29 protein-coding genes and 1 tRNA gene are annotated in these 25,653 nt (G+C 61.2%); 26 read left to right on the top strand and 4 right to left on the bottom strand.

Annotation, left to right across the window (positions count from 1 at the left end; all coding sequences use genetic code 11):
* The first annotated feature begins 227 nt into the window (after positions 1-227).
* Entirely contained in the window at positions 228-1,259 is a 1,032-nt protein-coding gene (locus H3V08_RS05330; protein WP_198181832.1) for a sugar kinase, read from the top strand.
* 54 nt (positions 1,260-1,313) lie between these two features.
* A complete protein-coding gene (gene eda, locus H3V08_RS05325; RefSeq protein ID WP_198181831.1) occupies positions 1,314-1,979 on the top strand; it encodes a bifunctional 4-hydroxy-2-oxoglutarate aldolase/2-dehydro-3-deoxy-phosphogluconate aldolase in 666 nt (221 codons plus the stop codon).
* Positions 1,980-2,064: 85 nt separating this feature from the next.
* Here the strand turns inward: eda and H3V08_RS05320 are convergent, their stop codons facing one another.
* Together H3V08_RS05320 and H3V08_RS05315 are read right to left on the bottom strand one after the other, a co-directional pair.
* Complete coding sequence (locus H3V08_RS05320; RefSeq protein ID WP_198181830.1) at positions 2,065-3,192, bottom strand: mannonate dehydratase; 1,128 nt, start codon at positions 3,190-3,192, stop codon at positions 2,065-2,067.
* Positions 3,193-3,282: 90 nt separating this feature from the next.
* Entirely contained in the window at positions 3,283-4,926 is a 1,644-nt protein-coding gene (locus H3V08_RS05315) for a mannitol dehydrogenase family protein (protein ID WP_198181829.1), read from the bottom strand.
* Between the two features lie 247 nt (positions 4,927-5,173).
* Between H3V08_RS05315 and H3V08_RS05310 the strand changes: the two genes are divergently transcribed.
* The 5 genes from H3V08_RS05310 (at position 5,174) to dapC (ending at position 11,197) form a co-directional block, all read left to right on the top strand.
* The gene (locus H3V08_RS05310) at positions 5,174-6,202 is read left to right on the top strand and encodes a LacI family DNA-binding transcriptional regulator (protein WP_198181828.1); all 1,029 of its coding nucleotides are present in this window, start codon (positions 5,174-5,176) and stop codon (positions 6,200-6,202) included.
* A gap of 219 nt (positions 6,203-6,421) precedes the next feature.
* Positions 6,422-7,828, top strand: coding sequence for a glucuronate isomerase (gene uxaC, locus H3V08_RS05305; protein ID WP_198181827.1), 1,407 nt, complete (start codon positions 6,422-6,424; stop codon positions 7,826-7,828).
* Between the two features lie 290 nt (positions 7,829-8,118).
* Positions 8,119-9,645 carry an amino acid permease gene (locus H3V08_RS05300; protein WP_198181826.1) on the top strand — a complete coding sequence of 509 codons (1,527 nt, stop codon included), beginning with the start codon at positions 8,119-8,121 and terminating at the stop codon, positions 9,643-9,645.
* Positions 9,646-9,694: 49 nt separating this feature from the next.
* The gene (gene fdxA / locus H3V08_RS05295; RefSeq protein ID WP_033490682.1) at positions 9,695-10,012 is read left to right on the top strand and encodes a ferredoxin; all 318 of its coding nucleotides are present in this window, start codon (positions 9,695-9,697) and stop codon (positions 10,010-10,012) included.
* Between the two features lie 51 nt (positions 10,013-10,063).
* On the top strand, positions 10,064-11,197 hold the full coding sequence (gene dapC / locus H3V08_RS05290) for a succinyldiaminopimelate transaminase (RefSeq protein WP_198181825.1): 1,134 nt from the start codon (positions 10,064-10,066) through the stop codon (positions 11,195-11,197).
* 94 nt (positions 11,198-11,291) lie between these two features.
* Here the strand turns inward: dapC and dinB are convergent, their stop codons facing one another.
* Entirely contained in the window at positions 11,292-12,563 is a 1,272-nt protein-coding gene (gene dinB, locus H3V08_RS05285; protein ID WP_198181824.1) for a DNA polymerase IV, read from the bottom strand.
* Positions 12,564-12,738: 175 nt separating this feature from the next.
* Here dinB and H3V08_RS05280 point away from each other — a divergent pair.
* Positions 12,739-12,825: transfer RNA gene (locus tag H3V08_RS05280), tRNA-Ser, on the top strand.
* A gap of 85 nt (positions 12,826-12,910) precedes the next feature.
* Here the strand turns inward: H3V08_RS05280 and H3V08_RS05275 are convergent.
* Complete coding sequence (locus H3V08_RS05275) at positions 12,911-13,549, bottom strand: IMPACT family protein (protein WP_198181823.1); 639 nt, start codon at positions 13,547-13,549, stop codon at positions 12,911-12,913.
* 176 nt (positions 13,550-13,725) lie between these two features.
* On the opposite strand from H3V08_RS05275, the gene H3V08_RS05270 reads away from it, so the two are divergent.
* From H3V08_RS05270 to rplE, 18 genes are all read left to right on the top strand, one after another.
* Positions 13,726-14,391 carry an AbrB family transcriptional regulator gene (locus H3V08_RS05270; protein WP_198181822.1) on the top strand — a complete coding sequence of 222 codons (666 nt, stop codon included), beginning with the start codon at positions 13,726-13,728 and terminating at the stop codon, positions 14,389-14,391.
* Positions 14,392-14,589: 198 nt separating this feature from the next.
* Entirely contained in the window at positions 14,590-15,039 is a 450-nt protein-coding gene (gene rplM / locus H3V08_RS05265; protein WP_033490674.1) for a 50S ribosomal protein L13, read from the top strand.
* 21 nt (positions 15,040-15,060) lie between these two features.
* Positions 15,061-15,549: a 30S ribosomal protein S9 gene (gene rpsI / locus H3V08_RS05260; RefSeq protein ID WP_033490672.1), complete on the top strand. Its 489-nt coding sequence runs from the start codon at positions 15,061-15,063 to the stop codon at positions 15,547-15,549.
* 357 nt (positions 15,550-15,906) lie between these two features.
* Complete coding sequence (gene adhE, locus H3V08_RS05255) at positions 15,907-18,630, top strand: bifunctional acetaldehyde-CoA/alcohol dehydrogenase (protein ID WP_198182132.1); 2,724 nt, start codon at positions 15,907-15,909, stop codon at positions 18,628-18,630.
* Positions 18,631-18,994: 364 nt separating this feature from the next.
* Positions 18,995-19,303 (top strand): 30S ribosomal protein S10, encoded by a 309-nt coding sequence (gene rpsJ, locus H3V08_RS05250; protein WP_006295278.1) that lies wholly within the window; start codon positions 18,995-18,997, stop codon positions 19,301-19,303.
* A 16-nt stretch (positions 19,304-19,319) separates the two neighbouring features.
* Positions 19,320-19,973 (top strand): 50S ribosomal protein L3, encoded by a 654-nt coding sequence (rplC, locus tag H3V08_RS05245; RefSeq protein ID WP_033490670.1) that lies wholly within the window; start codon positions 19,320-19,322, stop codon positions 19,971-19,973.
* A 4-nt stretch (positions 19,974-19,977) separates the two neighbouring features.
* The gene (gene rplD / locus H3V08_RS05240) at positions 19,978-20,652 is read left to right on the top strand and encodes a 50S ribosomal protein L4 (RefSeq protein WP_198181821.1); all 675 of its coding nucleotides are present in this window, start codon (positions 19,978-19,980) and stop codon (positions 20,650-20,652) included.
* A gap of 5 nt (positions 20,653-20,657) precedes the next feature.
* A complete protein-coding gene (rplW, locus tag H3V08_RS05235; protein ID WP_033490668.1) occupies positions 20,658-20,960 on the top strand; it encodes a 50S ribosomal protein L23 in 303 nt (100 codons plus the stop codon).
* A 35-nt stretch (positions 20,961-20,995) separates the two neighbouring features.
* Positions 20,996-21,826, top strand: a complete 831-nt coding sequence (rplB, locus tag H3V08_RS05230) for a 50S ribosomal protein L2 (RefSeq protein WP_033490667.1) — start codon at positions 20,996-20,998, stop codon at positions 21,824-21,826.
* 15 nt (positions 21,827-21,841) lie between these two features.
* Entirely contained in the window at positions 21,842-22,120 is a 279-nt protein-coding gene (gene rpsS, locus H3V08_RS05225) for a 30S ribosomal protein S19 (protein WP_033490666.1), read from the top strand.
* Positions 22,121-22,141: 21 nt separating this feature from the next.
* A complete protein-coding gene (rplV, locus tag H3V08_RS05220; protein WP_033490664.1) occupies positions 22,142-22,501 on the top strand; it encodes a 50S ribosomal protein L22 in 360 nt (119 codons plus the stop codon).
* Positions 22,501-23,346 carry a 30S ribosomal protein S3 gene (gene rpsC / locus H3V08_RS05215; RefSeq protein ID WP_033490662.1) on the top strand — a complete coding sequence of 282 codons (846 nt, stop codon included), beginning with the start codon at positions 22,501-22,503 and terminating at the stop codon, positions 23,344-23,346. Before rplV ends, rpsC begins: the two co-directional genes overlap by 1 nt.
* Positions 23,347-23,349: 3 nt before the next feature.
* On the top strand, positions 23,350-23,769 hold the full coding sequence (gene rplP, locus H3V08_RS05210; RefSeq protein WP_033490660.1) for a 50S ribosomal protein L16: 420 nt from the start codon (positions 23,350-23,352) through the stop codon (positions 23,767-23,769).
* On the top strand, positions 23,769-24,032 hold the full coding sequence (rpmC, locus tag H3V08_RS05205; protein WP_033490659.1) for a 50S ribosomal protein L29: 264 nt from the start codon (positions 23,769-23,771) through the stop codon (positions 24,030-24,032). Before rplP ends, rpmC begins: the two co-directional genes overlap by 1 nt.
* A 2-nt stretch (positions 24,033-24,034) precedes the next feature.
* Complete coding sequence (gene rpsQ / locus H3V08_RS05200; protein WP_033490658.1) at positions 24,035-24,301, top strand: 30S ribosomal protein S17; 267 nt, start codon at positions 24,035-24,037, stop codon at positions 24,299-24,301.
* A gap of 76 nt (positions 24,302-24,377) precedes the next feature.
* Positions 24,378-24,746: a 50S ribosomal protein L14 gene (rplN, locus tag H3V08_RS05195; RefSeq protein WP_033490657.1), complete on the top strand. Its 369-nt coding sequence runs from the start codon at positions 24,378-24,380 to the stop codon at positions 24,744-24,746.
* Position 24,747: 1 nt separating this feature from the next.
* The gene (gene rplX / locus H3V08_RS05190) at positions 24,748-25,083 is read left to right on the top strand and encodes a 50S ribosomal protein L24 (protein ID WP_033490656.1); all 336 of its coding nucleotides are present in this window, start codon (positions 24,748-24,750) and stop codon (positions 25,081-25,083) included.
* Entirely contained in the window at positions 25,080-25,652 is a 573-nt protein-coding gene (gene rplE / locus H3V08_RS05185) for a 50S ribosomal protein L5 (protein ID WP_033490654.1), read from the top strand. The genes rplX and rplE overlap by 4 nt, the downstream gene beginning before the upstream one ends.
* Position 25,653 lies beyond the last annotated feature (1 nt).

Below are 25,653 nucleotides of genomic sequence, written 5' to 3'. Positions count from 1 at the left end.
TCTCTTCGGTTTTCTCGTGTTTCCCGCCCCTGAGCCTTATGTGCCTGCGGGTCTGATTTCCTCTCCTGCCATAGCTGTCGGGGCAAGCAACAGCTGGCAACTTATTCCTCCGTCCTCCTTCGTCCGCATAGCTTGAAAACAGCAGCGGACGTGTCAGGTCGTCCCCGCGTCGGCGCGGGATGTGACGGACCTGTTGGGTCCATCGGTCCTTGGCATGGAGGAATGGTATGGCGGCTTCCCACGACATGGTTGTCAGCGGTGTCCGTCCCGGAAAGGTCCTTCTGGTTGGCGAGAGCATGGGGCTTTTCTCGGCAGGTGAGGAAGGCCCATGCAGTGAGGTGGGGTCCTTCAGGGCATCGGTGGCCGGTGCGGAACTCAACGTTGCGGTCGGCCTGGAGCGGTTGGGTCAGCACCCGGTCTACATGACCCGCCTCGGTTCCGATCCGATCGGAGATCGGATTCGATGTTTCATGCGCCAGAACGGTCTGGATACCTCATTGGTAGGTACGGATGCCTCCCGCTCCACAGGCTTCATGATGAAGTCCAAGGTAGAGCGGGGCGACCCCAAGACCTACTACTTTCGCAAGGGGTCGGCGGCCTCGGCCATCAGCCCCTCCGATATCGGGTCCATCGATTGTGCAGGCATCTCCCTGATGCATATGACCGGTATCCTCCCGGCCCTTTCCGCCAGCACCATGGAAGCGAGCGAGGCCCTGATGGATATGTCCCGGGCAAACCGGATCTTCATCTCCTTCGATCCGAACGAACGCCCGGCCCTATGGAAGAGCGACGGGCATATGAGACGGACCCTCCTGTCCCTCTGTGCCAAAGCAGACCTGGTCCTGCCGGGCATCTCCGAAGGCAGGCACCTGTTCGGCCTGGACAAGGTCCGCGATATCGGCCAGGCCTTCATCGACAACGGTGCCCGCTACGCGGTCGTCAAGGACGGGCCGGACGGGGCCTACGCGACGGACGGCCACGAAGGGGTCTACGTTCCGGGTTTCAAGGTGGATGCGGTGGTGGACACGGTCGGTGCCGGTGATGGTTTTGCGGCAGGTGTCCTCTCTGCACTCCTGGAGGGCAGGCCCCTGTCGGAGGCTCTGGAGCGCGGGTGTGCCATCGGCGCCATGCAGACCCAGGTGGTCTCCGATAACGAAGGTCTGCCCACAAGGGCCGAACTGGACGACTTCATGGCCCGCCACGAACGGGCGGATGTCGCGGACGGGACGATGGAGCCGGTCTTGGTCGCCCCGGATTGAGACCCCGCAGAGGAATAAGAGACGAATCCGATTCCACTGAAGAAGGAAACAAGCATGAACGATGTCGAAAAGGCGGCCGTTGCGGAAGACGGAACAGGACTGATCGATCTGATTCGCCGGATCAAGGTGGTCCCCCTGGTCACCCTGCATTCGGTCGAGGAGGCGGTCCCTCTGGCCAAGGCTCTGGCGGCCGGTGGGGTGCCCATCGCCGAGATCACCTTCCGCTCCCCGGCGGCCCTTGAAGGGATGAGGGCCATCCACGACCAGGTGCCTGAGGTGACCCTGGTGGCCGGAACCGTGCACACCGTCGACCAGGCCCGCCAGGCGGTCCGGGTCGGTTGCCGTGGAATCGTCTCGCCGGCTTTCAGCGACGCCGTAGTCGACTGGTGCCTGGGGTCCCTGATTCCGGTGCTGCCCGGAACCGCGACCCCGAGCGACATAGAAAAGGCCTATGACCGCGGCCTGCGCTTCACCAAGTTCTTCCCGGCCGAGGCCTACGGCGGCGTCGGAACCCTCAGGGCGCTCTCCGGTCCTTTCGCTGAGATGAGCTTCCTGCCTACGGGGGGAGTGGGGTTGAAGAACGTTCGCGAGTACATGGCCCTCCCCAATGTCTTCGCCGTAGGGGGGAGCTTCCCCGTGCCGTCCCTGGCTCAGCGCCGGGGCGATTGGAAGGCCGTTACCGAAGCCTGCGTCCAGGCCCGGCAATTGGTGCAGGACTGACGGGAACCATCCTCCTGGGGTTGACCGGACCTGAGTCGTTCCCCACAAGACCAGTCGGCAACATCAGGCGCAAGCGGATACTTCCTCAACGGTTGTTCCGGTAGGCATCCCAAACGCCGAGCAGATACTGGATGCCCATGGCACGGTCATAGAGGCCGTACCCTGGGCGGGGTCTGCCGGCCTCGGTGTTCTCGCTCCACAAGTGCCGCCCATGGTCGGGGCGGATGTATCCCTGGTAATCAGCCTCGGCGTAAGCCTGCATAATGCCGACGGTGTCCACGTCGCCCTCACTGGCCCGGTGGCCCACCTCGAAGAAAGACCCCTCCTCGTCGGTGAAACGGATGTTGCGGACGTGGCTGAAGTGAATCCTGTCCATGAAGGTCCTGACCGCGTCGACTGCGTCATTCCCCCTCCTGGAGGAGAAGGAACCCAGGCAGAGGCAGAGACCGTTGTAAGGACTGGGATTCAGATCCAGTACCCGCTGGATCCCCTCCTTGCTGGAGACCACGCGCGGCCATCCGAACAGGTCGAAGGCCGGGTCGTCCGGGTGAACGGCCAGCCTGACGTCGTAGCGCTCGCAGGTGGGAATCACGGCATCCAGGAAGTACTTGTAGTTGGCGTACATAAGTTCATGGTCCATCCCCTGGTAGGCTTCCATCAGCTCGGGGAGATGGGCCAGACGCTCGGGCTCCCAGCCAGGTACGGTCAGGGTCCCGGCCCCTTTGAGGGTCTCGTCGATGATGCCCTGGGGGCTGAGCTGGTCCACCTGGTGCTGGTTGTAGTACAGGGCCGTCGATCCGTCGGGGCAGGGATGGAACATCTCCGTGCGTAGCCAGTCGAAGACCGGCATGAAGTTGTAGGTAACGACCCTGACCCCGGCCTTGCCCAGGTTGGCTACGGTTTCGATGTAGGCATCGATGGCCTGGTCGCGGCTCATTCCCAGGACCGTCGACCCGGTCTTGATGGATTCGTGGACATTGACCGACTCGACCACATCGGCATTGAAGGTCTTGGTTATGCCGACCGCGCGGTCCCTGGCCGAAAGCCCGGTTATTGTGGCCATGGCCTCTTCGATTTCGCCCGGCTGCCAGACCTCCCCGGCCTGCTTGTGGTGGAGGGACCAGACGATGGTCTCCACCCCCGGAATCTGGCGGATGTCATCCAGACTGATGGTGTCGTTGCCTTCGCCGTACCAACGGAATCCCATATGCATGTTGATCTCTCCTTATGGTGGGTCAGGCGGTCCTGACCCTTGCTTCCTGTCCGAGTGACCAGTGGGCCGGAATCGGAAGGGGTTCGGAATTCACCAGGTGCATGCGACCTGGTGGAGGGTGCCCGCCACTGCACCCGCGCCCTGGCACATGGCGGCCAGGGAGTCGGCGATTTTGGCTGCCAGCGGTGTGGCGTTCAAATCCGTGCCGAAGACAGATTTGTCGGCCAGGATGGGTCTGATGATTGTGGACAGGTTCTCTCTCCCGGCAGAACCGTTCAGGGGGATGACCGAGAGGATGCCCTGGAGTTCCTTGAGGCGGGGGTCGGGGCTGAGTTTGACCGGCATCCCGGCATCGTCGGTTCCATGTCCGTCCGAGCCGACCAGGAGCCGCAGCCAGGCGGCGATGATCAGGGGGATGGCTTCCAGGGTGTTTGCATCCAAGCCATCGGTGCGTAGGTACTTGCTGATGGTGTTTCCGTACCTGACCGGTATCTTTTGGGAGGTGTCGGTGCATATACGGGCAGGTGTATCGGGCAGACCGGGATTGGGTATCCTGACCTCGATTACCTGGCGGAGGAATTCCTTGGGGGAGAAGATGCCCGGGTCCTCGACCACCGGGAGTCCTTCCACATACCCCAGCCGGGTGACCAGGGCCTTGAGGTCCGGGTCGGCGATGGTCTCCGACATGGTCGGATACCCCAGGAGCATCCCGAAGACGGCCAGTGCCGTGTGGAGCGGGTTCAGGCAGGTGGTGACCTTCATCTGGTCGGCGGCGTTGACCGTATCCTTGTCGGTCATGTAGACCCCGGCCTTCTCCAGGGGCGGGCGGCCTGCGGGGAAGTCGTCTTCGACCACCCAGTACCAGGTCTCCTCGGTGTTGGCGTAGGGGGCCATGGCGGTCCCGCCTCTGGTTCGGAAGGGTGAAGCGTCGGCCATGCCCATGGCCTCAAGCCTTCGTCCTACCTCCTGGTCGGGGTTGGGGGTGATCCTGTCAATCATGGTCAGGGGGAAGGTTATCCTCATGCCGTCATCGAGGTAGCCCCCGAAGTCCTGCCCGGCCAGTCCCCTACTGATCCACTCGTCGGCCATCCGCCTGACTGACTGTCCGAACCTCTCCCCATTTCGGGAGAAGTTGTCGGTGCTGACCAGGGCCAATGGGAAGGCTCCCGCCTGGTAACGCTCAAGGAGGAGGGCCGTGATGACTCCGATGGCGCTCTTGGCCTTGGATGGACCGCCTTCGAATTCGGGGGCGATCCAGGGCAGCGCATCACCCTTGGAATCCACCAGTGCGTAGCCCTTCTCGGTGATGGTTGTGGTGACCATCTGCAGGCCGGGATCGCGGAAGACCTGCCTGAGGTCATGGAAGGGTTCGGGACCCTCTCCCAGAGGGTAGGTACCCGCCACGGAAGCGATCAGGGAGGCGTCCATGGACCCATCCGCCTTCAGAATGACCTGAAGAAAACGGTTGTTGAACGGGGTGTAGGCCTGGTCGATGATGGACGGGTCGAAGGACTCGGCCACCAGAATTCCCCGATCGGTGGCACCCAGGTCCAGGAGCCTCTGGGCGATTGGGGCATGAACGGCCCTGAAGAGGTTGCCAGCCCCGAAATGAACCCAGACGGGTGACTGGTTGGTGGCCTGGCGCATCGTGGTTGTATCGAATGCAGGCAGGGACACTCCGGCCTCCTGCCAGGCTGTGGTCTCGTTGTTCATGTCGTCGCCCAGGTGAAGCATCGGCGCCTTCCTTTGCTCAAAGAACCTTCTGCCGGAGCCGGACGTCGCCGTCTCGACCCCTGCCTTACCGAAGAACCTATCAAGTCGATTCGCGCATGTTCACGGAGTTGCCGTTTGTTTCCCATGATGGTCGTTTCGGTTGCCATGGGCAGGGCTGTGGCATTTATACTTGGATGCAGGAAGACTCGAAGACGCTGGCGTGCATTTCGGGCACCAGGGGCAGGCGTGGGAAGGCTGATTGGGACAGATGAAGACCGAAGCGGGTTCGGAGAACGGTTCCTCCAAGGTCACCATATATGATGTGGCCCGTCAGGCCGGTGTATCACCCTCGACCGTCTCACGCACCTTTTCCCGCCCTGATCGGGTCAGCATCTCAACGGCGCAGAGGGTTCAGCAAGTCGCGGATGCCTTGGGCTATCACAGCGACATGGTCGACAGCCGTTCGGGTTCCCAGGGTAGGGGATTGGTGGCCGTCATCGTGCCCGACCTGGGCAACCAGTTCTTTACCGGAGTCATCCGCAACATCCAGGACGAGTGTGAGCGCTTCCGCTTCGAGACCATGATCCTGGAAACCAGGGAATCCATCACCAAGGAGCGCCGTATCGTCGATACCGTGGCACCTGTGGTCTCCGGAATCATCTTGGTTTCCCCGAGAATGCCGGACGCCATGATACGCAAGTGCGCACAGTTGCGCCCCCTGGTCAGCGTCAACCGTGACGTCCGGGGTGTCTGCAGCATCAGTATCGACGTTTCGAAGGGGGCGTGTCAGGCGGTGGACCACCTGCACACCCTGGGTTATCGAAGTCTGACCTACTTGGACGGTCCGGCGGCCTCATGGTCGGGAGGCATCCGCTGGAGGCAGATATTCAGCGAGTGCGATGCCAAGGGGATAACGGTCAAGCGCTCGATGCCCTGTGCCCCGACCTTCTACGGGGGCTATTCCTTCGCTGAAAAATATCTGGAAGACCCGACGGGTGCGGTCATCGCCCACAACGACCTGATGGCCATAGGGCTGATTGTGGCCCTGAGAAAGCTAGGCTGTGAGTGCCCCCGGGATGTTTCGGTCATCGGGTTCGACAATGACACCATGTCCATGGTGAGCACGCCGCCCCTGACCACCATTCACATGTCCCTGTCCGCCCTGGGACGGGGGGCGGCCGATCTTCTCATGAGCCGTCTGGCGGGGGCCACCTCATCCACCCCCACTCCTTCCCCTACGGTGCCTGCCCACCTGATTATCCGGCAGAGCACCGGCGCCAAGTCGGATAAGTCCTAGGGGCGGGCAGGAAGCCGACGTCGGGATACGGCTGAGAGCGTCCGGCAATTCATGGCAACTCCATCCCCAAGGTCGTCCGGGCACGGATAGGCTGACTGGTGGTATACGAGAGTTTTGTTCCGTGACGGCTCCAATCGCCCATATGGTCTATATGTCCGGTTTTCGGGTAGCCGGGGAACAGGAACGCCGGACCTGCCATTTTCGACTAAGGAGTTAGTAGTGGCTTTCCTGGATGATGATTACCTGCTCGGGACACAGTTGTCCCGGGAACTGTTCCATGACGTGGCCGAGAATCTGCCGCTTGTGGACTACCACTGCCATCTGCGTGCCAAGGAGATCTATGAGGATCCCAATTTCGACAATATCGTCGATGCCTGGCTGACCGATGGGCACAACTACGGTGACCACTACAAGTGGCGGTTAGAGCGGGCAAATGGGGTGCCGGAACGTCTGATTACCGGAGACGGAGACCCCTGGGACAAGTTCCTGGCTTACGCCCGCACCATGGAGCAGGCTGTGGGCAGTCCCGTCTATATCTGGACCCATATGGAACTGCGCCGGTACTTCGGCATTTCCGAGCCCCTGACCGTCGAGACCGCCAGGTCCATCTTCGAACGGACCAACGAGCAGTTGGCCGATCCGGACTTCTCGCGAAGGGCCCTCCTACGCAGGATGAAGGCCAAGGTCATCTGCACCACCGACTCCCCCGAGGACAGCCTGGAATACCATGAGCGGTTCGGCGAGGAGGGAGAGTCCTTCAGGATGGTGCCGGCCTTCCGCCCGGATGAGGCCCTGAATCCGGCTGTCGGCGGATATGGGAGATGGGTCGGCACCATGGAGTCGGTCTGCGGAAGGTCCATGAACAGCTTCGGTGACCTGGTCGATGCCCTGCGGGAAAGGGTGGACTACTTCCATGAGCACGGTTCCCGGCTGGCTGACCACGGTGTGGATGCGGTGGAGTTCGCCCCGGCCACGAGCGATGAGCTGGACGCCATCTTCAACAAGGCCAAGGCGGGCCGGGAGCTCGACGGGCATGAACGGGCACAGTACCGTGCCGCCCTCCTTCTTGAGCTGATGCGAATCTACAAGAGCAAGGGATGGACCATGCAGATCCACCTTCATGCAAGCCGCAACAACAATTCGACGGCCTTTCGAAGGCTGGGCGCCGATACGGGGTACGATGCCATGGCCGATGGTGCAGTGGCTGCACCCTTGGTGGACCTTCTTGACCAGGCGCAGAGTTCGGGAGTCCTGCCGAAGACCATCATCTACTCCCTCAATCCCAACGACTACATGGCCATAGCCACCGACCTCAGCTGCTTCGGCGGCGAAGACCGTGGCCAGCTTCAGCTGGGCAACGCCTGGTGGTTCAACGACACAATCACTGGAATGCGCCGCCAACTGGAGGTCGTGGCCGAAACCTCCCTCCTGGGCAATTCGGTAGGGATGACCACGGACTCCCGCAGTTTCCTCTCCTTCCCCAGGCACGAGCTCTTCCGCAGGGTGCTCTGCGGTCTTCTGGGTGACTGGGCCGCCCAAGGCATCATCCCCGACGATGAGGGGTATCTGGCCCCCCTGGTTCGTGCGGTCTCCTACGAGAATGCCCTGGCGCTCTTCGAAGACTGATGGGGCGGCCGCCGTTCCCGTCCAAGAGACCCCAGGGCCGGAAAACCTCTCCGGATGAGGGTGGCGATAGACCGGTTACAGGGGCTCTACGGTTTCGAGGTGAACGATTCCTCTCCCGGAATGAACTGTCGTTCAGAACCGGTCTTATGCCTCGGATGGACTTTTGCTTGCGCCCCGCCCCCTGAGGGGTACTATCCGGTAGTGAACAAGGTCCCTGATTGCGGGTCCCCATCTCCTATGGTGACGGCCGGGGCCACTGGCGTGCACCGTGAGTCACGATTGGAAGAACGATGGAACTTTTCAGGAAAAAGTCGGTTGAGCAGACCCTTGCCGAAACCGGGGAGGAGGGACGCTCCCTGAAACGGACCCTGTCCACCTGGGATCTGGCCATCATGGCGGTGGCCGTGGCGGTCGGGGCGGGTATCTTCTCGGTTGGCGCCCAGGCTGCGGCCTTCCACGCCGGTCCAGCCGTCATCATCTCCTTTGTCATAGCGGGTGTCGTCTGTGCCTCTGCCGTCATGTGCTATGCGGAGTTCGCCTCGATGATTCCCGTATCGGGATCCGCCTATACCTTTACCTACACCACAATCGGGGAGCTGGTGGCCTGGATCATCGGATGGGATCTGATACTGGAAATGCTGATGGCCGCCTCGGTCATCTCCAAGTACTGGGGTGTCTACCTGAACGATTTCGTCCACCTGATGGGTGGGGAATCCTTCTCCACCAGCTTCCACCTTGGTTCCTTCGAGATTGATCTGGCACCCCTGGTGGTCGTGACCTTCTTCACGGTTCTCCTGGTTTTGGGCACCAAGCTGTCGGCACGGTTCGACGGGGCACTTACCGTCCTGAAGATCGGCATCGTGGTCTTCGTCATCATCGTCGGCTTCTTCTACATCAAGGCCGAGAACTACCATCCCTTCATCCCGCCTGCCGAACCCGCAGCCGACGTGCCTGGGGCCACGGTCTCGGGCATCATGGGTCAGCCCCTCTGGCAGTGGGCATCGGGCATGCAGCCGACCATCTACGGCATATCCGGCATCCTCTCCGGGGCTGCCCTGGTCTTCTTCGCCTTCGTGGGCTTCGATATCGTGGCCACCACGTCCGAGGAGGCCAAGGAGCCGCACAAGACCATTCCCAGGGGCATCGGTCTGGGCATGCTGATTGTCATCGTTCTCTACATCCTCGTCGCCATCGTCACCACGGGCATGGTCTCCTACAAGGATCTGGCCAAGTCCAAGAACCCCTCCCTGGCCACCGGCTTCGAGATGGTGGGAGCCTCATGGGCCGCCAAGATCATCTCCTTCGGCATCGTCATCGGCCTGACCACCGTGGTCATGGTCCTCCTGCTGGGATTGACCCGTATCGTCTTCGCCATGAGCCGTGATGGTCTCCTGCCAAGGTCCTTCTCCAAGACAGGAAGGCATGGTACCCCCGCCCGCATCCAGATTGCCGGGGGCATCCTGGTTGCCATTGTGGCCTCCTGCTTCCAGATCGATGTCCTCTCCGACATGGTCAACATCGGCACCCTTTCCGCCTTCCTCCTGGTGGCCATCTCCCTGCCCATCATGCGTAAGCGCCGCCCCGACCTGCCACGGTCGTTCAAGATGCCGGGGAATCCCTGGGTTCCGATCCTGATTGCCCTGGCCTGCCTGTGGCTCATGCTCAACCTGACCGTTCTGACCTGGATTCGGTTCGTGGTCTGGCTGGCCTGCGGCTTTGCCATCTACTTCTGCTACTCCTATAGGCACTCACGCCTGGGTCAGCATCGCTTGTCCGGCGAAGTCCCCGAGCCCACCTTGGCGGGCATCGAGGATTAGGGTCCCAGACCGGAGGTAGACTGAACCCAGTTATTCAGGAGGTTTACCTATGACGTACGTCATCGCCCAGCCCTGTGTTGATGTCAGGGACAAGGCATGCGTGGACGAATGCCCGGTCGACTGCATCTACGAGGGAGTGCGCTCGCTCTACATCAACCCCAACGAGTGTGTTGACTGTGGTGCCTGTGAACCCGTCTGCCCGGTTGAGGCTATTTTCTACGAGGATGATCTTCCTGACGAGTGGGCCTGGTACAAGGATGCCGCCAATGACTTCTTCGCCGAGGTCGGCGACGCCGGCGGGGCAGCCGCAGCCGGTGCCTATGATCACGATCCCGAGAAGGTGGCGGCTCTGCCTCCCCAGAAGTGAGGCCAACCGGGTCGTAAGGCCCGTTCCGTAATCTACATCCCAGGGGGTTCCATGGGTTTTCAGACCTTTTCATCTCCCTACGACTGGTCGCGCATAGATCGCTACCGCCGGATTGCATCGGCCGTGCCCGGCGGTGTGGCCGATCTCTCGGTCGGGTCTCCCGTGGATCCTGTTCCGGACTCCGTCCAAGATGCCCTGGCCCGTTCTGCCGACGGAAAAGACGCCCACGGATATCCCGTAACAGCCGGTAGCCCGGCACTTCGCCAGGCCTTGAAGGTTTGGTTCAGGAGTGAGCGCGGTGTCGATCTGGACTCCTGTGGGGCTTCCCTTTTGCCCACGGTCGGGTCCAAGGAGGCCGTCTCCCTCATGGCCTCGCTCCTGCACCTGGGGGAGGGGGATGTGGTGGTCCAACCCGCAGTCTCCTATCCGACCTACGCCATAGGTACCCAATTATCAGGTGCCCGCGTGGTCACAGTGAACGACCCGTCCGATGTGGAATCCTGGGTGTCCATCCCTGGGGTCAGGGCCATCTGGGTCAACTCCCCGTCCAATCCGACCGGCGCAGTACTCGATGCAGAGGATCTCGCCGCCATTGTCCGCGCGGCTCGCTCCATCGGTGCCGTCGTGCTGAGTGACGAGTGCTATGCCCTCCTGACCTGGACTCCTGAGGGCCCTGCAGGGGAACCTGCCCCCTGCATCCTCGATCCTGAGGTCTGCCAGGGGTCTGCTGATGGTCTGATATGCCTCTATTCCTTGTCCAAGCAGTCCAACATGGCCGGCTACCGCTCCGCCTTCATGGCGGGCGATCCGAATCTGCTCGGACCGATGACCACCTACCGCAAGCAGATCGGGATGATTATCAGCGGCCCTGTTCAGGCGGCCATGGTCGCGGCTTTGGCCGACCGGCAGGAGGTCCGTATTCAGCGTGACCGGTATTTCCGCCGCCTCCGTGTCCTGGTCGATGCCCTGCAGTCATTCGGGTATCAGGTGACTATGCCCCAGGGAGGCCTCTACCTTTGGGTCCGGTCCCGTGGTGGGGATTGCTGGGAGGACATGGAGACCCTGGCGAGTCTGGGTATCCTGCCCAGCCCGGGGGAGTTCTACGGGGATTCTTCCCATCTGCGCCTCTCCGCGACTGTCAGTGATGCCGTCATGGATCAGGTGGCGGACCGGCTCGGTAGCTGACCTGGGCTTGGTCATTGGTTCATCGATGACCACGGTTGCAGGCAATGGTTGATGTGGCTGGCTGCCTGCTTGCATGTTGTATTCCTCCGGACTACTACACGCCCAGGTGCACCGACCGCCTGCCATACCGGTTCCGGATCGTGTCGATAGCAGCTTCGGCGTTGTCCATCCTCTTGGCGCCTGAACCCGACTTGTGGTCGTCCTCCTCGAGTACATCCTCCAAGGATGGTTGAATCGGGGTCTCTTTGACCTTGCTCAGTCCTGAAGCACTCACGCCCGCCAACCGAATCAATCGAGGAAGGGGAGTGGTCATAGGCGCCAGATCGGGGATGCCCAGCATCCGTTTGAGGAGCTCAACTGCCCTGGGATAGATGCGCGTGGCCGTACTGACGGGGGTCTGAAGGGTCCTGGCCTTGGTCATATACCGCAGATCGTCGAAGCGCAGTTTGACGGTGATGGTCCGGGCGAACAAGTCCTGGGCCCTAAGACTGGTCGCCACCTCGTCGCTACATATACGCAGAAGACCACAGACCTGCTCCATGCTGGTCGTGTCGTGCATGAAGGTCCGTTCGGCGCCGATGGACTTCTCGGGTGGGCGGTGACGCACCTTGCTCTGATCGAGACCATGAGAGGAAAGGTAGAGCATCCTTGCCGAGATTTTCGACCCGGTAGCCCTGGCCAGGTCGTGCTCGCTCATTTTGGACAGGTCCGCCACGTCCTTGACGCCCCAGGCATTCAGTCGCTTCTCCAGGGCCGGTCCGATTCCGGGAATCCCCCGCAGGGGCATGAGTTGGACGAAATCGGCCTGTCGGTCCTTTGGGATGAGCAGCATCCCATCGGGTTTGGCATTGGTCGAGGCCATTTTGGCCACCAGCTTGTTGGAGGCGATGCCTACGGAACAGGTCACGTTAAAGTTCTCGGCCACGGTGCTTCGGATCCATCGGGCGATGCTCGTCGGTGAACCCCATCTCATCAGCGCTCCCGAAACATCCATGAAGCACTCATCCACCGAAACCTGCTCGATCCGGTCGGTGACGCGCGAGAATACGGTCTTGAAGATCTCATGGGAGACGTAATGGTAATAGGCCATATCAACGGGAAGGAAGATTCCCTGCGGGCATAGCTTGCGTGCCCTGCTGACGGCCATGGCCGAGTTTACCCCGTAGACGCGGGCCTCATAGCTGGCGGCGGATACAACGGATCGTGTGCCGGTGCCGATGATGACGGGTTTCCCCTTGAGTTCCGGATACCGGGCCACCTCGCAGGAGGCATAGAAGGCATCCATATCAATATGCAGTACTGTGCACCCGGTCTCGTCGTGTCCCCAGTCCTTCTTGGCGGCTGCCAGCCTTGGTGCAGTACTCATGGCTCCATGATAGGCAGAGTTCAGTGATAACACCCGATAGCAGATCTCGTATATGGGTCAAAGCGTCGCCCGGGAAGAATCCGGCGAGTCCCATCTTGGAGGGATGGTATTCTAGTGATTTGTTCTGGCCTTATCCGGACCTCTTCTCGGATTCCGGTGCTAGGGTTGGATACAGGGAGACGTGCCTGAGTGGCCGAAAGGGGCACCCTGCTAAGGTGTTGACTGCGCAAGCGGTCCAGGAGTTCGAATCTCCTCGTCTCCGCATGATCGCCGGGAACCGTTCGAGAGATACGGTTCCCGGTTTTCCATATTCAGGCTTACCGTCATGGGGCGTGCAAACCCGGGAATCAGGTCAGGGAAACAGGGCTTTGTACCGTCTCCAGTTCAGTTGGGGGAGCTCCTCCTTGGAGGAGATTGCTTAGGCTCCTGCCGAATTCCTCGGTCTGGTTGAGGGGAATGTCGTATGTCAGGGTCACGTTGTCTGTGAATGTCTCTTCGGCGACGGATCCTCCAACGGACTCCACAAGACGGAGCAGGGGGCCGTGGTCGGGGTAGGCGACGGATATTCGGTACCTGCGTGAGATCACTAACCTGGCCGGATGGGCAGCCTTCAGAGCCAGGGAGGCGGCCGAGGAGTAGGCGCGTATCAGTCCGCCCGAACCCAGGAGTATGCCGCCGAAGTACCTGGTTACGGTCACCACGCAGTCGGTAAGGTTCTGGCGGCGCATCACCTCCAGGATGGGCTTGCCTGCCGTGCCTGACGGTTCGCCGTCGTCACTCAGGCGCTCGCTGGTATGGCCTTCCGGGCCCCAGACGGCACAGTGGCAGACATGCCTGGCCTTGGGATTGGCTCTGCGGACCTGCTCCACGAAGTCCAGGGCCTCATCCTGGTTCCCGATGTGGCAGGCGCTGCCGATGAACTCGGATTTCCTGTCGACCAGGGACCCCATGGAGGGGTTGTCGGATGGGTCCAGGATGGTCTGCATGGTGGTCCCTTCCTGCGGCGGTCCGCTTCTGAGAGTTCTGGCTATATGGTAGGTGGGGGTGGGGGACCACCGCTCGCCTCGAGGGAACACCCTATGACCAGGCCGCGGAATCGTAGATCGTCCCCGCAATTCACAGGTGTGTCCAGGAAATCACGGAGTGGACATAAGCTGGCACCATGAGCAATCCCCAGGAACAGCCGGAATCGGAATCCCCGGCCCAGACAGGTGCAGACCAGGGGGAGGACCGTAATTCCCATGAGGCGCTGACGGTCTTCTATGAGCGGCTGAGGCACTCCACAGACTCCGAAGAACTGCATGAATTTGCCCGCCGCCCCCTGCCCGACCGCTCGGACCAGGCGGCATTTTCACGGTTCACGGCCCTGCTGGAGGCTGTTGCGGGCAATGACCACACGCCGGTCGACGATAGAGTTTTCCTGGCTGAGACCATGCCCTTCCCGAATATCCTGGTCAAGCTCTCCAAGGATGCCGACCCGAAGGTGCGTCAGGCGGTTGCGTCCAATAGGGACGACAAGAACTGGTTGGTGGGCATCCTGACCAAGGATGGGGATCCCCAGGTCAGGGCCGCCGCCCTTACCAATCCGATGGCCTCCTGGAAGATGCGGTTGGAGGGGGCCCAGGCTTCGACGACCGATGCGGACACCCTTGATTACCTGGGTGGCCTGGGAACAAGCACCGAAGAGGGTGCCCCCATGATTCTGGCCTCCATGGTGCGCAGGGCGGTGGCCCTGAATCCCAACACCCGTATGGAGACCGTGAAGACCCTGGCACAGGATGATCGGGTTGAGGTTGCCAATGCGGCGCAGAAGCGGTTGGACCAGTAATCTTCGACTCGCGTTTTGACGAACAGCCGTCAGGCGTTACAATTGTGGATTGTTGTGTTTCCCTAAGGGGTCCTCAAAGCGCTTTTCCCACTCGCCGTCTAGGACTTTCAGGGAGCCCACGGATAATATGGCCTCTCATCGGTATGGCATCATGCCGGGTGGGAAGCCCGAAACACAATGCAAGGAAAAGGTTGAATCGTGAAGACTTTCACCCCGAAACCAGCCGATCTGACTCATGACTGGTATATCGTCGACGCCACCGATGTGGTGCTTGGCCGTCTGGCTGCGCAGGTGGCCGACCTTCTGCGTGGCAAGAACAAGCCCACGTTCGCACCCCATGCCGATTCAGGCAACAACGTCATCGTCATCAATGCGGCCAAGGTCGCTCTGACCGGCGACAAGAGCGGCAAGGTGCTCTACACCCACTCCGGTCGTCCCGGCGGTCTGCGTCGCGACTCCTACGGCGAGCTGCTCCAGCACAACCCTGAGCGCATCATCACTACTGCCGTCAAGGGCATGCTTCCCAAGAACAAGCTGTCCAGGGCCCAGCTGACCCGTCTGCGCGTCTTTGCAGGTGAGGAGCACCCCCACACCTCGCAGCAGCCCGTTCCCTACGAGATTCACCAGACCTCCCAGCAGGCCAAGTAGAACCAGAGGAGATAGATCACCATGGCTGAAAACAACAACAGCTCCGCGGTTCTCGAGTCTGAGGAGACCGCAGCTTACACTTCGGAGACCAACGCCGGTGCAGGTACCGGTACCTCCGCCATCGAGCCCGGATATGGCACCGGCCGCCGCAAGGAGGCTGTCGCCCGGGTACGTCTGGTTCCCGGTTCCGGCAAGTGGACCATCAATGGGCACACCCTGGAGGAGTACTTCCCCAGCCGTCTGCACCAGCGCGAGGTCAACTCGCCGATCGTTCTGCTCAAGCTTGAGAACAAGTTCGACATCATCGTCCGCGTTGACGGCGGCGGCGTGACCGGCCAGGCGGGTGCAATCCGACTGGGTGTGGCCCGTGCCCTGAACGCCATCGACCGTGATGCCAACCGCCCGGCCCTGAAGAAGGCCGGATTCCTGACCCGCGATGCCCGTGTCGTGGAGCGCAAGAAGGCCGGTCTGCACAAGGCTCGCCGTGCACCTCAGTTCTCCAAGCGCTGACCTTCGGTCAACACTGCAATCCCCGTGGTCTTCGGACCCGGGGATTTTTCGTATCCTGCCCGCTCCGGTCTGAGACCGGGGAGACTCACAGCACTTCGCCAGAAAAACGAACGTGAAAATTAACGAAACCTGTTCTGTATTGACCAGAAAAAAGAACGAATATCCACACGACACGCGACAAGTGAACGTCGCCGCGCACACAATCGGGATTGGTAGCCCCTCTTCGCTATATTGTGACCTTGGTCACTATGCCGGGGTTGAGTGTTCACCCGGTAGGCACCGGATCATCCGGTTTCGTATGTCTGACAACTGCTCATCAAGGGAGGGCAAGTGGTCTCGGAAAAGAACAATGCGCACATCAATAAGGGGGCTTCCGCAAAGCAGGGAGAAGCTGCAGTGGTCAGCCCCGACAAGGAGGTCGATGTTCTGGTCACCAGAGCCCAGGCGGCTCTGAGGAAATTCGAGGAGCTCGATCAGGCCCAAGTCGATCGCATCGTCGCCAAGGCCTCGATTGCGGCCCTCAACAAGCACCTGGTTCTGGCCAAGATGGCCGTCGAGGAGACGGGGCGTGGTCTGGTCGAGGACAAGGCCACCAAAAACATCTTCGCCTGCGAGCATGTGACCAACCACCTGGCAAAGCAGCGCACGGTGGGCATCATCAACGAGAATGATGTGGACGGCATTGTTGAAGTGGCTGAGCCCGTTGGTGTTGTGGCCGGTGTTACCCCGGTGACTAATCCGACCTCCACCGCCATCTTCAAGTCTCTGATCGCCCTGAAGACCAGGTGCCCGATCGTCTTCGGTTTCCATCCCTTCGCTCAGAAGTGCTCAGTCGAAGCCGCCAGGATCGTTCGTGACGCAGCCATCGAGGCAGGCGCCCCGGAGGACTGCATCCAGTGGATCGAACACCCCTCGGTCGATGCCACCGGTGCCTTGATGAAGCACCCGGGTGTGGCCACCATCCTGGCCACCGGCGGTCCGGGTATGGTCAAGGCCGCCTATTCCTCGGGCAAGCCCGCCCTGGGTGTCGGGGCCGGAAATGCCCCCGCCTATATCGATAAGGATGTCTGCGTCCCCAGGGCCGTCAATGATCTGATTCTCTCCAAGCACTTTGATTACGGCATGATCTGCGCCACCGAGCAGGCCATCATCGCCCACCAGGACGTCTACGATCGGGTGATCGATGAGATGAAGCACCGCCGTGCCTACTTCGTCAATAAGGAGGAGAAGGCCAAGCTGGAGCAGTACATGTTCGGTGTCACCGCCTATGCCGGCAAGGATGCCCCCGCCCCCAAGCTGAATTCGGTGGTGCCCGGGAAGTCACCCCAGTTCATCGCCCACCAGGCCGGCTTTGAGATTCCCGAGGATGCGACCATTCTGGCTGCCGAGTGCCAGGAGGTCGGTGAGATGGAGCCCCTGACCCTGGAGAAACTGGCACCGGTCCAGGCTGTGCTCAAGGCCCGCAACAAGGAGGATGCCTTCACCAAATGCGAACAGATGCTTCGCCATGGTGCCGGACATACTGCCGCCATCCACACCGACAACGAGAAGCTGGTCCGCGAGTATGGTCTGCGCATGCATGCCTGCCGAATCATCTGGAACCAGCCCAGCTCCCTGGGCGGCATCGGTGACATCTACAACTCCATCGCTCCCTCCCTGACCCTTGGTTGTGGCTCCTACGGCGGCAACTCCGTGTCGGGCAACGTACAGGCGGTCAATCTGATCAACGTGAAGCGCATAGCGCGGAGGAACAACAACATGCAGTGGTTCAAGGTGCCGGCCAAGACCTACTTCGAACCCAACTCGGTACGGTATCTGCGCGACATGTTCGGCATCCACCGCGCCGTCATCGTCTGCGACAAGGTTATGGAGCAGCTGGGCATCGTCGACAAGATCATCGACCAGCTGCGTGCCCGTCCTGAGCCCGTCACCTTCCGCATCATCGACTATGTTGAGCCCGAGCCGAGCGTGGAGACCGTGGAGCGCGGTGCCGAGATGATGCGCGACGAGTTCGGCCCCGATACGATCATCGCGGTGGGTGGCGGCAGCCCCATGGATGCAGCCAAGATCATGTGGCTCCTCTACGAGCGTCCGGAGATATCCTTCGCCGATGTGCGCGAGAAGTTCTTCGACATCCGCAAGAGGGCCTTCAAGATTCCGCCGCTGGGTTCCAAGGCCAAGCTGGTCTGCATCCCCACCTCATCAGGCACCGGCTCGGAGGTTACCCCCTTCGCTGTCATCACCGACCACAAGACCGGCTACAAGTACCCGATCACCGACTATGCCCTGACCCCCAGCGTGGCCATCGTCGACCCGGTCCTGGCCCGGACCCAGCCCAAGCGGCTGGCCTCGGACTCAGGTTTCGATGCTCTGACCCACTGCATGGAGGCCTTCGTATCGGTCTACGCCAATGACTACACCGATGCCATGGCCCTGCGGGCAGCCAAGCTCATCTGGGACAACCTGGCCGTTTCGGTCGGTACAGAAGGCGGCCGGACCAAGACCCGGGCCCAGGAGAGGATGCACAACGCGGCCACCATGGCAGGTATGGCCTTCGGTTCGTCCTTCCTGGGTATGTGCCATGGCATGGCACATACCATCGGAGCGCTGTGCCACATCGCGCATGGACGGACCAACTCCATCCTCCTGCCCTATGTGATTCGCTACAACGGGCAGATCCCGCAGGAACCCACTTCCTGGCCCAAGTACAGCGAGTACATCGCGGCCGAGAGGTACCAGGAGATGGCACATGTGCTGGGCATCGAGTCCTCCACCCCTGAGGAGGGTGTGGAACTCCTGGCGCGGGCCGTCGAGGACTACCGTGACCAGAAGCTGGGCATGGACAGCTCCTTCCAGGCTGCAGGTGTGGATGAGGACTACTTCTGGAGTGTCCTTGATCAGATAGGCATGCGTGCCTATGAGGACCAGTGCACCCCGGCCAACCCCCGCATTCCCCAGATCGAGGACATGAAGGACATAGCCATTGCCGCCTACTACGGTGTTCCTCAGGAAGAGGGCCATCGTCTGCGCGTCAGCAGGGAGGGCGAGGCAGCCACGGAGGAAGCTTCGCAGCGCATCTGACCCTGTCTAAGACAGGTTGATTGGTCGGCCTCTTCACCGGGAGCTAACGCTCGGTGAAGAGGCCGACCATTTTCATGCGCGAGGCACTGGTATGAGCGGTTTTGGGATCCATAGCAGAACGACACGCCCGGATTATGCTAGGGGTGACCTCGTGGTTAAATATGAAAGTTGCCTGTTTTGGGCTCGCACTTTGTAATTCAAAATAGCGGGTACAGCTCGGGACCTGACCCCACTGGGTTCCGGACGGCTGTGCATGGATGCGGTTTTGGCTTGTCGGGTGGAATTCCCGCTGAGCCCTGCCGATCAGTGCCCTGCAACAGGCTGGATAACCAGTCATATAGATCGCTAGAAAGGGCGGACGGCAATGGCGGGACAGAAAATCCGCATCAGGCTAAAGTCCTATGACCATGAGGTCATCGACCAATCGGCGAAGAAGATCGTCGAGACGGTGACGAACGCGGGCGCAACTGTGGTTGGCCCCGTTCCGCTGCCGACTGAGAAGAACGTGTATGTCGTCATCCGTTCTCCTCATAAGTACAAGGACTCCCGCGAGCATTTCGAGATGCGCACTCATAAGCGTCTCATCGACATCGTGGATCCCACGCCCAAGGCTGTGGATTCTCTGATGCACATCGATCTGCCGGCGGACGTCAACATCGAAATCAAGCTGTAAGGGAGGAGGAAACCGTATGGCTGAAGATCAGAGGAACCGAAAGGCCCTCCTGGGCCGCAAGCTGGGCATGTCCCAGGTCTGGGATGAGAACGGCTTCTTCGTCCCGGTGACCCTGGTGGATGTTTCCACCAACGTGGTGACCGCGGTCAAGAACGAGGAGACGGACGGCTACAAGGCCATCCAGATCGGCTACGGCCAGATCGATCCCACCAAGGTGACCAAGCCCCTGGCTGGCCACTTCGCCAAGGCCGGTGTGACCCCTCGTCGTCACCTGGTCGAGGTCCGAACCGGTGATGCCGATAGCTACCAGCCCGGCCAGGAGCTCGGTCTGGAGCTGCTGCCCGAGGGCAGCGAGGTCGATGTGACCGGCACCACCAAGGGCAAGGGCTTCGCAGGCACCATCAAGCGTTGGGGCTTCAAGTCCTATCGCCGTACCCACGGCTCGCACAAGAACGAGCGTCGTCCCGGTTCTGTCGGCGCATGCGCCACCCCCAGCCGCATCCTCAAGGGGAAGCGGATGGCAGGCCGCATGGGTCACGACACCTCGACGGTCCAGAACCTGACCATCGTCTCCGCGGATACCGAGAAGGGCGTCATCGCCATCAAGGGTGCCGTCCCCGGCCCCCGCGGCGCCATCGTCCTGGTCCGTTCGGCAGTGAAGGGAGCCTGAAATCATGGCTAAGTTGACTCTGAACATCACGGACGCCAAGGGCAAGGCAGCCGGCAAGGTTGAGGCCCCCGAGGACATCTTCGGCATCGCCGAGGATGACGTCCAGGCCCACGTGCCGCTGATCCACCAGGTCGTTGTGGCCCAGCTGGCCGCGGCTCGCCAGGGTACCCACTCGGTCAAGACCCGCTCCACCATCTCCGGTGGCGGTCGTAAGCCTTGGAAGCAGAAGGGCACCGGTCGTGCCCGTCAGGGTTCCATCCGCGCCCCTCAGTGGGCCGGAGGCGCTGTGGTCCACGGACCCCAGCCCCGCGATTACTCCCAGCGCACCCCCAAGAAGATGAAGGCTGCAGCATTGCGCTACATCCTCTCCGACAGGGCCAATGCAGGGCGTATCCACGTGGTTGATTTCGGTATCGGTGAGACCCCGTCCACCAAGGCGGCCAAGGCAGCTCTCCTGCCCCTGGTCGAGAACCGCTTCACCACCATCGTGCTCTCCCGCGAGAACATCAACGAGTGGCTCTCCGTGAGGAATCTGCCCACCGTGCATGTGCTCTTCGCCGATCAGCTCAACACCTACGACGTGGTCACCGCCGAGGATGTCGTCTTCAGCAAGGACGGCTTTGATGCCTTCCTCGCTTCCAGGGGCGACGCCAAGTCCGAGACCGTCAAGGAGGCCTGATTTTCATGGCAGCAATCCATAAGCCCGCGCACGATATCATCCTGCGCCCGGTCGTCTCCGAGAAGAGCTATGCCAACTCGGATCGCGGCCAGTACACCTTCGTGGTGGATCCCTCCGCCAACAAGGTGGCCATCAAGCAGGCCATTGAGCAGATCTTCAATGTGAAGGTCACATCGGTCAACACCCTGAACCGCAAGGGCAAGCGTGTTCGTACCCGTGCAGGGTACGGCCAGCGTGCCAGCGAGAAGCGCGCCATCGTCAAGGTGGCCGAGGGGCAGTCGATCGATGTCTTCGGTAGTGGTAACTGAAGGCTAGCCGAGAAAAGTTAAGGAAGAACTACATTATGGCTATCCGTACATATAAGCCGACGACCGCGGGCCGTCGCAACGCTTCGGTTTCGGACTTTGCCGAAATCACGCGCTCCAAGCCCGAGAAGTCGTTGGTTCGCAAGCTCAGCAAGACCGGTGGACGCAACTCCTATGGTCGTGTGACCAGCCGTCACCGTGGTGGTGGACACAAGCGTCAGTACCGCCTCATCGATTTCCGTCGCTGGGACAAGGACGGCGTGCCCGCCAAGGTTGCCGAGATCGAGTACGACCCCAACCGTTCGGCCCGTATCGCCCTCCTGCACTTCGCGGATGGTGAGAAGCGCTACATCATCGCCCCCCAGGGCGTCAAGCAGGGTGATGTCATTGAGACCGGCCCCAAGGCCGATATCAAGCCCGGCAACAACCTGCCGCTGCGCAACATCCCGACCGGTACCGTGGTCCACGCCATCGAGCTGAGGCCTCTTGGCGGTGCCAAGATCGCTCGTTCGGCCGGTGCGGCCGTTCAGCTGGTCGCCAAGGATGGTGCTTACGCCCAGCTGCGTATGCCCTCCGGAGAGATTCGCAACGTGGATGCACGCTGCCGCGCCACTGTGGGTGAGGTCGGTAACTCCGATCATGCCAACATTCAGCTCGGCAAGGCTGGTCGCGCCCGTTGGCTCGGTCGTCGACCGATCACCCGTGGTGAATCCATGAACCCCGTCGACCACCCGCATGGTGGACGCACACGCGGTGGTAAGCCGCCGGTGTCTCCTTGGGGCAAGGGCGAGGTCCGCACGCGCAAGCCCAAGAAGGCATCCAACAAGATGATCGTGCGCCGCCGTCCAAATGGTAAGAACCGCAAGTAAGGGAGTGCCGAAGAGATGACTCGTAGCATCAAGAAGGGCCCATTCGTCGACGCCCACTTGCAGAAGAAAGTCGACGAGCAGAACGAAAAGGGAACCAAGAACGTCATCAAGACCTGGTCCCGTCGTTCCATGATCACCCCGGACTTCATCGGGCACACCTTCGCTGTGCATGACGGTCGTAAGCATGTCCCGGTCTTCGTGACCGAGGCCATGGTGGGCCACAAGCTCGGCGAGTTCGCCCCCACGCGCACCTTCAAGGGGCACGTGAAGGACGACAAGAAAGCACGCCGCTGAGGCGAGGGAGAGTAGAGACACATGGAAGCTAAGGCAATTGCACGTCACGTCCGCGTGACGCCTCGCAAGGCTCGCCGCGTCGTCGACCTCATCCGAGGCAAGCAGGCGACCGAGGCCGTGACCATTTTGAAGTTCGCCCCCCAGGATGCGGCCGTTCCGGTCCGCAAGTGCCTGGAGAGCGCCATCGCCAACGCCCGTGTCAAGGCGGATAGGGCCAATGAGCCCTTCCGTGAGAACGAGCTTGTGGTTCGTGAGACCTATGTGGACGAAGGCACCACCCTGAAGAGGTTCCGTGCCCGTGCCCAGGGTCGTGCGGCCCGCATCAACAAGCGGACCAGCCACATCACGGTCGTGGTGGCCGACAAGGAAGGAGCCCGGTAATGGGGCAGAAAATCAACCCGTTTGGGTACCGACTCGGCATCACCGAAGAGCACCGCAGCAAGTGGTACTCCGACTCCAGCAAGCAGGGGGAGCGTTACAGCGACTTCGTGCTTGAGGACGACAAGATCCGCAAGGAGATGAACAAGGACCTGGAGCGCGCAGGCGTTTCCAAGATCGTCATCGAGCGGACCCGTGATCGTGTACGCGTCGACATCCACACTGCCCGTCCGGGCATTGTGATTGGTCGCCGCGGTGCCGAGGCGGAGCGCGTCCGTGCCAAGCTGGAGAAGATCACCGGCAAGCAGGTTCAGCTGAACATCTTCGAGGTGAAGAACGCCGCGATTGATGCGCAGCTGGTTGCTCAGGGAATCGCTGAGCAGCTGACCAACCGCGTCACCTTCCGCCGCGCCATGCGCAAGGCCCAGCAGGATGCCATGCGCGCCGGGGCCAAGGGCATCAGGATCAAGCTCTCCGGCCGCCTGGGTGGAGCCGAAATGAGCCGCTCGGAGTTCTACCGCGAGGGCCGTGTGCCCCTGCAGACGCTCCGTGCCCTGATCGACTATGGCTTCTTCGAGGCCAGGACCACCTATGGTCGCATCGGCGTCAAGGTATGGATCTACAAGGGCGATATGACCGAGCGTGAGTTCGAGGAGCAGCAGGCTCAGCAGAACAACCGCCCGGGTCGTCGTGGAGACCGCCGTCCCCGTCGTGGTTCCCGTCCCACTGAGGGACGCACCAGGCGTGAGCAGGACGCAGCCCAGCAGAACAGCGGTGTGGCGACTCCGCCAGCGGCAGCTGAAGAGCAGACCGCAGCGGCACCCGTCGCAACTGAAGCAAAGGAGTGAGCTGTGCTTATCCCAAAGAGGACTAAATACCGCAAGCAGCATCGTCCGGTTCGTTCGGGGATGTCCAAGGGCGGCAACGAGATCGCCTTCGGCGATTTCGGCATTCAGGCTCTGGCTCCGGCTTACCTGACAAACCGCCAGATCGAGGCGGCCCGTATCGCCATGACCCGTTACATCAAGCGTGGTGGTCGAGTCTGGATTACGGTCTTCCCCGATCGCCCCCTGACCAAGCACGCCCTGGGATCCCGAATGGGTTCCGGTAAGGGTGCGCCCGAGTTCTGGGTGGCCAATGTCCGTCCCGGCAGGGTGCTCTTCGAAATCGGTGGCGTCTCTGAGGAAGTGGCCCGCGAGGCCCTTCGTCGTGCCGTCGACAAGCTCCCTATGAAGTGCCGGATTATCGCACGCGAAGGCGGTGACATCTGATGTCAGTCGGAACAGCCGAATATTCCATCAAGAATCTGAACGAGAAGACCGATGCGGAGATCGAGGACTTCCTGAAGAAGTCAAAGGAAGAACTCTTCAACCTGCGCTTCCAGTCCGCTACGGGCCAGCTGGAGAACACCTCCCGCCTCAAGGCCGTCAAGCACGACATCGCCAGGATGTACACGGTGCTGCGTGAGCGCGAACTGGGCATCAGCCAGGCGCCCTCCGATGCAAAGGCCGATAGCAAAGCTGAGGAGAAGTAAGCATGGCTGACAAGCAGGAGCGCAACTTCCGCAAGGTACGCACCGGATATGTCGTCTCCGACGGTATGGACAAGACCATCACCGTCGAGCTGGAGCAGCGTTCGACCCACCCCCTTTACGGGAAGGTCGTTCGCAGCAACCGCAAGGTCAAGGCTCATGATGAAAAGAACGAAGCGCATGTTGGCGACTTCGTGAGTATCATGGAGACTCGGCCTCTGAGCAAGACCAAGCGCTGGCGTCTCGACTCCATCGTCGAGCGCGCCAAGTAACAAGTTCGGCCAGGCTCCGCATCCATCCGCCTTTGGCAAGGTGTCTGCGGAGAACCAGCGCGGCTAAGGAGAATCAATGATTCAGCAGGAATCGCGGCTTCATGTCGCCGACAACACGGGTGCCAAGGAGATTCTGGCCATCCGCGTGCTCGGCGGGTCGAAGCGTCGCTATGCCGGCATTGGTGATGTAATCGTCGCCACCGTCAAGGATGCCATTCCCGGCGGGTCGGTCAAGAAGGGCGAGGTCGTCAAGGCGGTCGTCGTCCGTACAGTCAAGGAGCACCGTCGTCCCGACGGCTCCTACATCAAGTTCGACGAGAACGCGGCGGTCATTCTGGGCAATGGCCGCGAACCCCGCGGTACTCGTATCTTCGGGCCGGTCGGTCGTGAGCTGCGCGACAAGCGCTTCATGAAGATCGTGTCCCTCGCACCGGAGGTGATCTGAGATGGTAGCCAAGATCAAGACAGGCGACCAGGTCAAGGTCATCCGTGGCAAGGATCGCGGCAAGGAAGGAAAGGTCGTCAGGATTCTTCCCAACGACCGTCTGATCGTCGAGGGCGTCCAGATCGTCAAGAAGCACGTCAAGGCGACTCAGCAGGGTCAGGAGTCGGGCATCGTACCGACTGAGGCCCCGATCCACCGCTCCAACGTGATGGTCATCGATCCGGACACCAAGAAGCCGACCCGTGTCGGTGTCAACATCAAGGAGGAGGCGCGCGACGGTAAGGTCAAGATCGTGCGTACCCGCTTCGCCAAGAAGTCAGGCAAGGAGCTGTCATGAGCGATACAACCGTTGAAGCACCGGCAGTCCCTCGTTTGAGGCAGCAGTACAACGAGCAGATTGTGCCCGCACTGAAGAAGGAATTCAACTTCTCCAACCCCATGCAGGTCCCGAAGGTCGAGAAGATCGTCGTCTCCATGGGTGTAGGTGCAGCAGCTCGTGACTCCAAGCTGATCGAGGGTGCGGTCAAGGACCTGACGGCCATCACCGGCCAGAAGCCCAAGATCACCAAGGCCAAGAAGTCCGTTGCGCAGTTCCATCTGCGTGAGGGCCAGGCCATCGGCGCCTACGTCACCCTGCGTGGCGAGCGTATGTGGGAGTTCCTGGACCGCCTGCTGACCCTGGCTCTGCCCCGTATCCGTGATTTCCGCGGCATCAGTGGCCGTCAGTTCGATGGTCAGGGCAACTACAACTTCGGCCTCACGGAGCAGTCCATGTTCCATGAGATCGATCCCGATCAGATCGATCACCAGCGTGGTATGGATATCACCGTGGTGACCTCCACCAAGAACGATCAGGAGGCCAGGGCACTGCTGAAGCAGCTCGGCTTCCCCTTCAAGGAGAACTGAT

The sequence above is a fragment of the Bifidobacterium sp. M0307 genome (assembly GCF_016100445.1).
GTDB classification, from domain to species: Bacteria; Actinomycetota; Actinomycetes; order Actinomycetales; family Bifidobacteriaceae; genus Bombiscardovia; species Bombiscardovia coryneformis.
Note: the sequence above shows the minus strand (reverse complement) of the source record. Positions and strands in the feature narration are given on the sequence as shown.

What these genes read in the sequence shown, in the direction of transcription:
- rplC (WP_033490670.1), top strand. Translation starts at nt 19,320, where the DNA reads ATGGCTGAAGATCAGAGGAACCGAAAGGCCCTCCTGGGCCGCAAGCTG.
- H3V08_RS05330 (WP_198181832.1), top strand. Translation starts at nt 228, where the DNA reads ATGGCGGCTTCCCACGACATGGTTGTCAGCGGTGTCCGTCCCGGAAAG.
- dapC (WP_198181825.1), top strand. Translation starts at nt 10,064, where the DNA reads ATGGGTTTTCAGACCTTTTCATCTCCCTACGACTGGTCGCGCATAGAT.
- rplX (WP_033490656.1), top strand. Translation starts at nt 24,748, where the DNA reads ATGGTAGCCAAGATCAAGACAGGCGACCAGGTCAAGGTCATCCGTGGC.
- rpsQ (WP_033490658.1), top strand. Translation starts at nt 24,035, where the DNA reads ATGGCTGACAAGCAGGAGCGCAACTTCCGCAAGGTACGCACCGGATAT.
- fdxA (WP_033490682.1), top strand. Translation starts at nt 9,695, where the DNA reads ATGACGTACGTCATCGCCCAGCCCTGTGTTGATGTCAGGGACAAGGCA.
- rpsJ (WP_006295278.1), top strand. Translation starts at nt 18,995, where the DNA reads ATGGCGGGACAGAAAATCCGCATCAGGCTAAAGTCCTATGACCATGAG.
- rplD (WP_198181821.1), top strand. Translation starts at nt 19,978, where the DNA reads ATGGCTAAGTTGACTCTGAACATCACGGACGCCAAGGGCAAGGCAGCC.
- rpmC (WP_033490659.1), top strand. Translation starts at nt 23,769, where the DNA reads ATGTCAGTCGGAACAGCCGAATATTCCATCAAGAATCTGAACGAGAAG.
- H3V08_RS05300 (WP_198181826.1), top strand. Translation starts at nt 8,119, where the DNA reads ATGGAACTTTTCAGGAAAAAGTCGGTTGAGCAGACCCTTGCCGAAACC.
- rpsS (WP_033490666.1), top strand. Translation starts at nt 21,842, where the DNA reads ATGACTCGTAGCATCAAGAAGGGCCCATTCGTCGACGCCCACTTGCAG.
- rplB (WP_033490667.1), top strand. Translation starts at nt 20,996, where the DNA reads ATGGCTATCCGTACATATAAGCCGACGACCGCGGGCCGTCGCAACGCT.
- rplW (WP_033490668.1), top strand. Translation starts at nt 20,658, where the DNA reads ATGGCAGCAATCCATAAGCCCGCGCACGATATCATCCTGCGCCCGGTC.
- rplV (WP_033490664.1), top strand. Translation starts at nt 22,142, where the DNA reads ATGGAAGCTAAGGCAATTGCACGTCACGTCCGCGTGACGCCTCGCAAG.
- rpsC (WP_033490662.1), top strand. Translation starts at nt 22,501, where the DNA reads ATGGGGCAGAAAATCAACCCGTTTGGGTACCGACTCGGCATCACCGAA.
- H3V08_RS05270 (WP_198181822.1), top strand. Translation starts at nt 13,726, where the DNA reads ATGAGCAATCCCCAGGAACAGCCGGAATCGGAATCCCCGGCCCAGACA.
- H3V08_RS05320 (WP_198181830.1), bottom strand. Translation starts at nt 3,192, where the DNA reads ATGCATATGGGATTCCGTTGGTACGGCGAAGGCAACGACACCATCAGT.
- eda (WP_198181831.1), top strand. Translation starts at nt 1,314, where the DNA reads ATGAACGATGTCGAAAAGGCGGCCGTTGCGGAAGACGGAACAGGACTG.
- H3V08_RS05315 (WP_198181829.1), bottom strand. Translation starts at nt 4,926, where the DNA reads ATGCTTCACCTGGGCGACGACATGAACAACGAGACCACAGCCTGGCAG.
- H3V08_RS05275 (WP_198181823.1), bottom strand. Translation starts at nt 13,549, where the DNA reads ATGCAGACCATCCTGGACCCATCCGACAACCCCTCCATGGGGTCCCTG.
- H3V08_RS05310 (WP_198181828.1), top strand. Translation starts at nt 5,174, where the DNA reads ATGAAGACCGAAGCGGGTTCGGAGAACGGTTCCTCCAAGGTCACCATA.
- rpsI (WP_033490672.1), top strand. Translation starts at nt 15,061, where the DNA reads ATGGCTGAAAACAACAACAGCTCCGCGGTTCTCGAGTCTGAGGAGACC.
- rplN (WP_033490657.1), top strand. Translation starts at nt 24,378, where the DNA reads ATGATTCAGCAGGAATCGCGGCTTCATGTCGCCGACAACACGGGTGCC.
- rplE (WP_033490654.1), top strand. Translation starts at nt 25,080, where the DNA reads ATGAGCGATACAACCGTTGAAGCACCGGCAGTCCCTCGTTTGAGGCAG.
- dinB (WP_198181824.1), bottom strand. Translation starts at nt 12,563, where the DNA reads ATGAGTACTGCACCAAGGCTGGCAGCCGCCAAGAAGGACTGGGGACAC.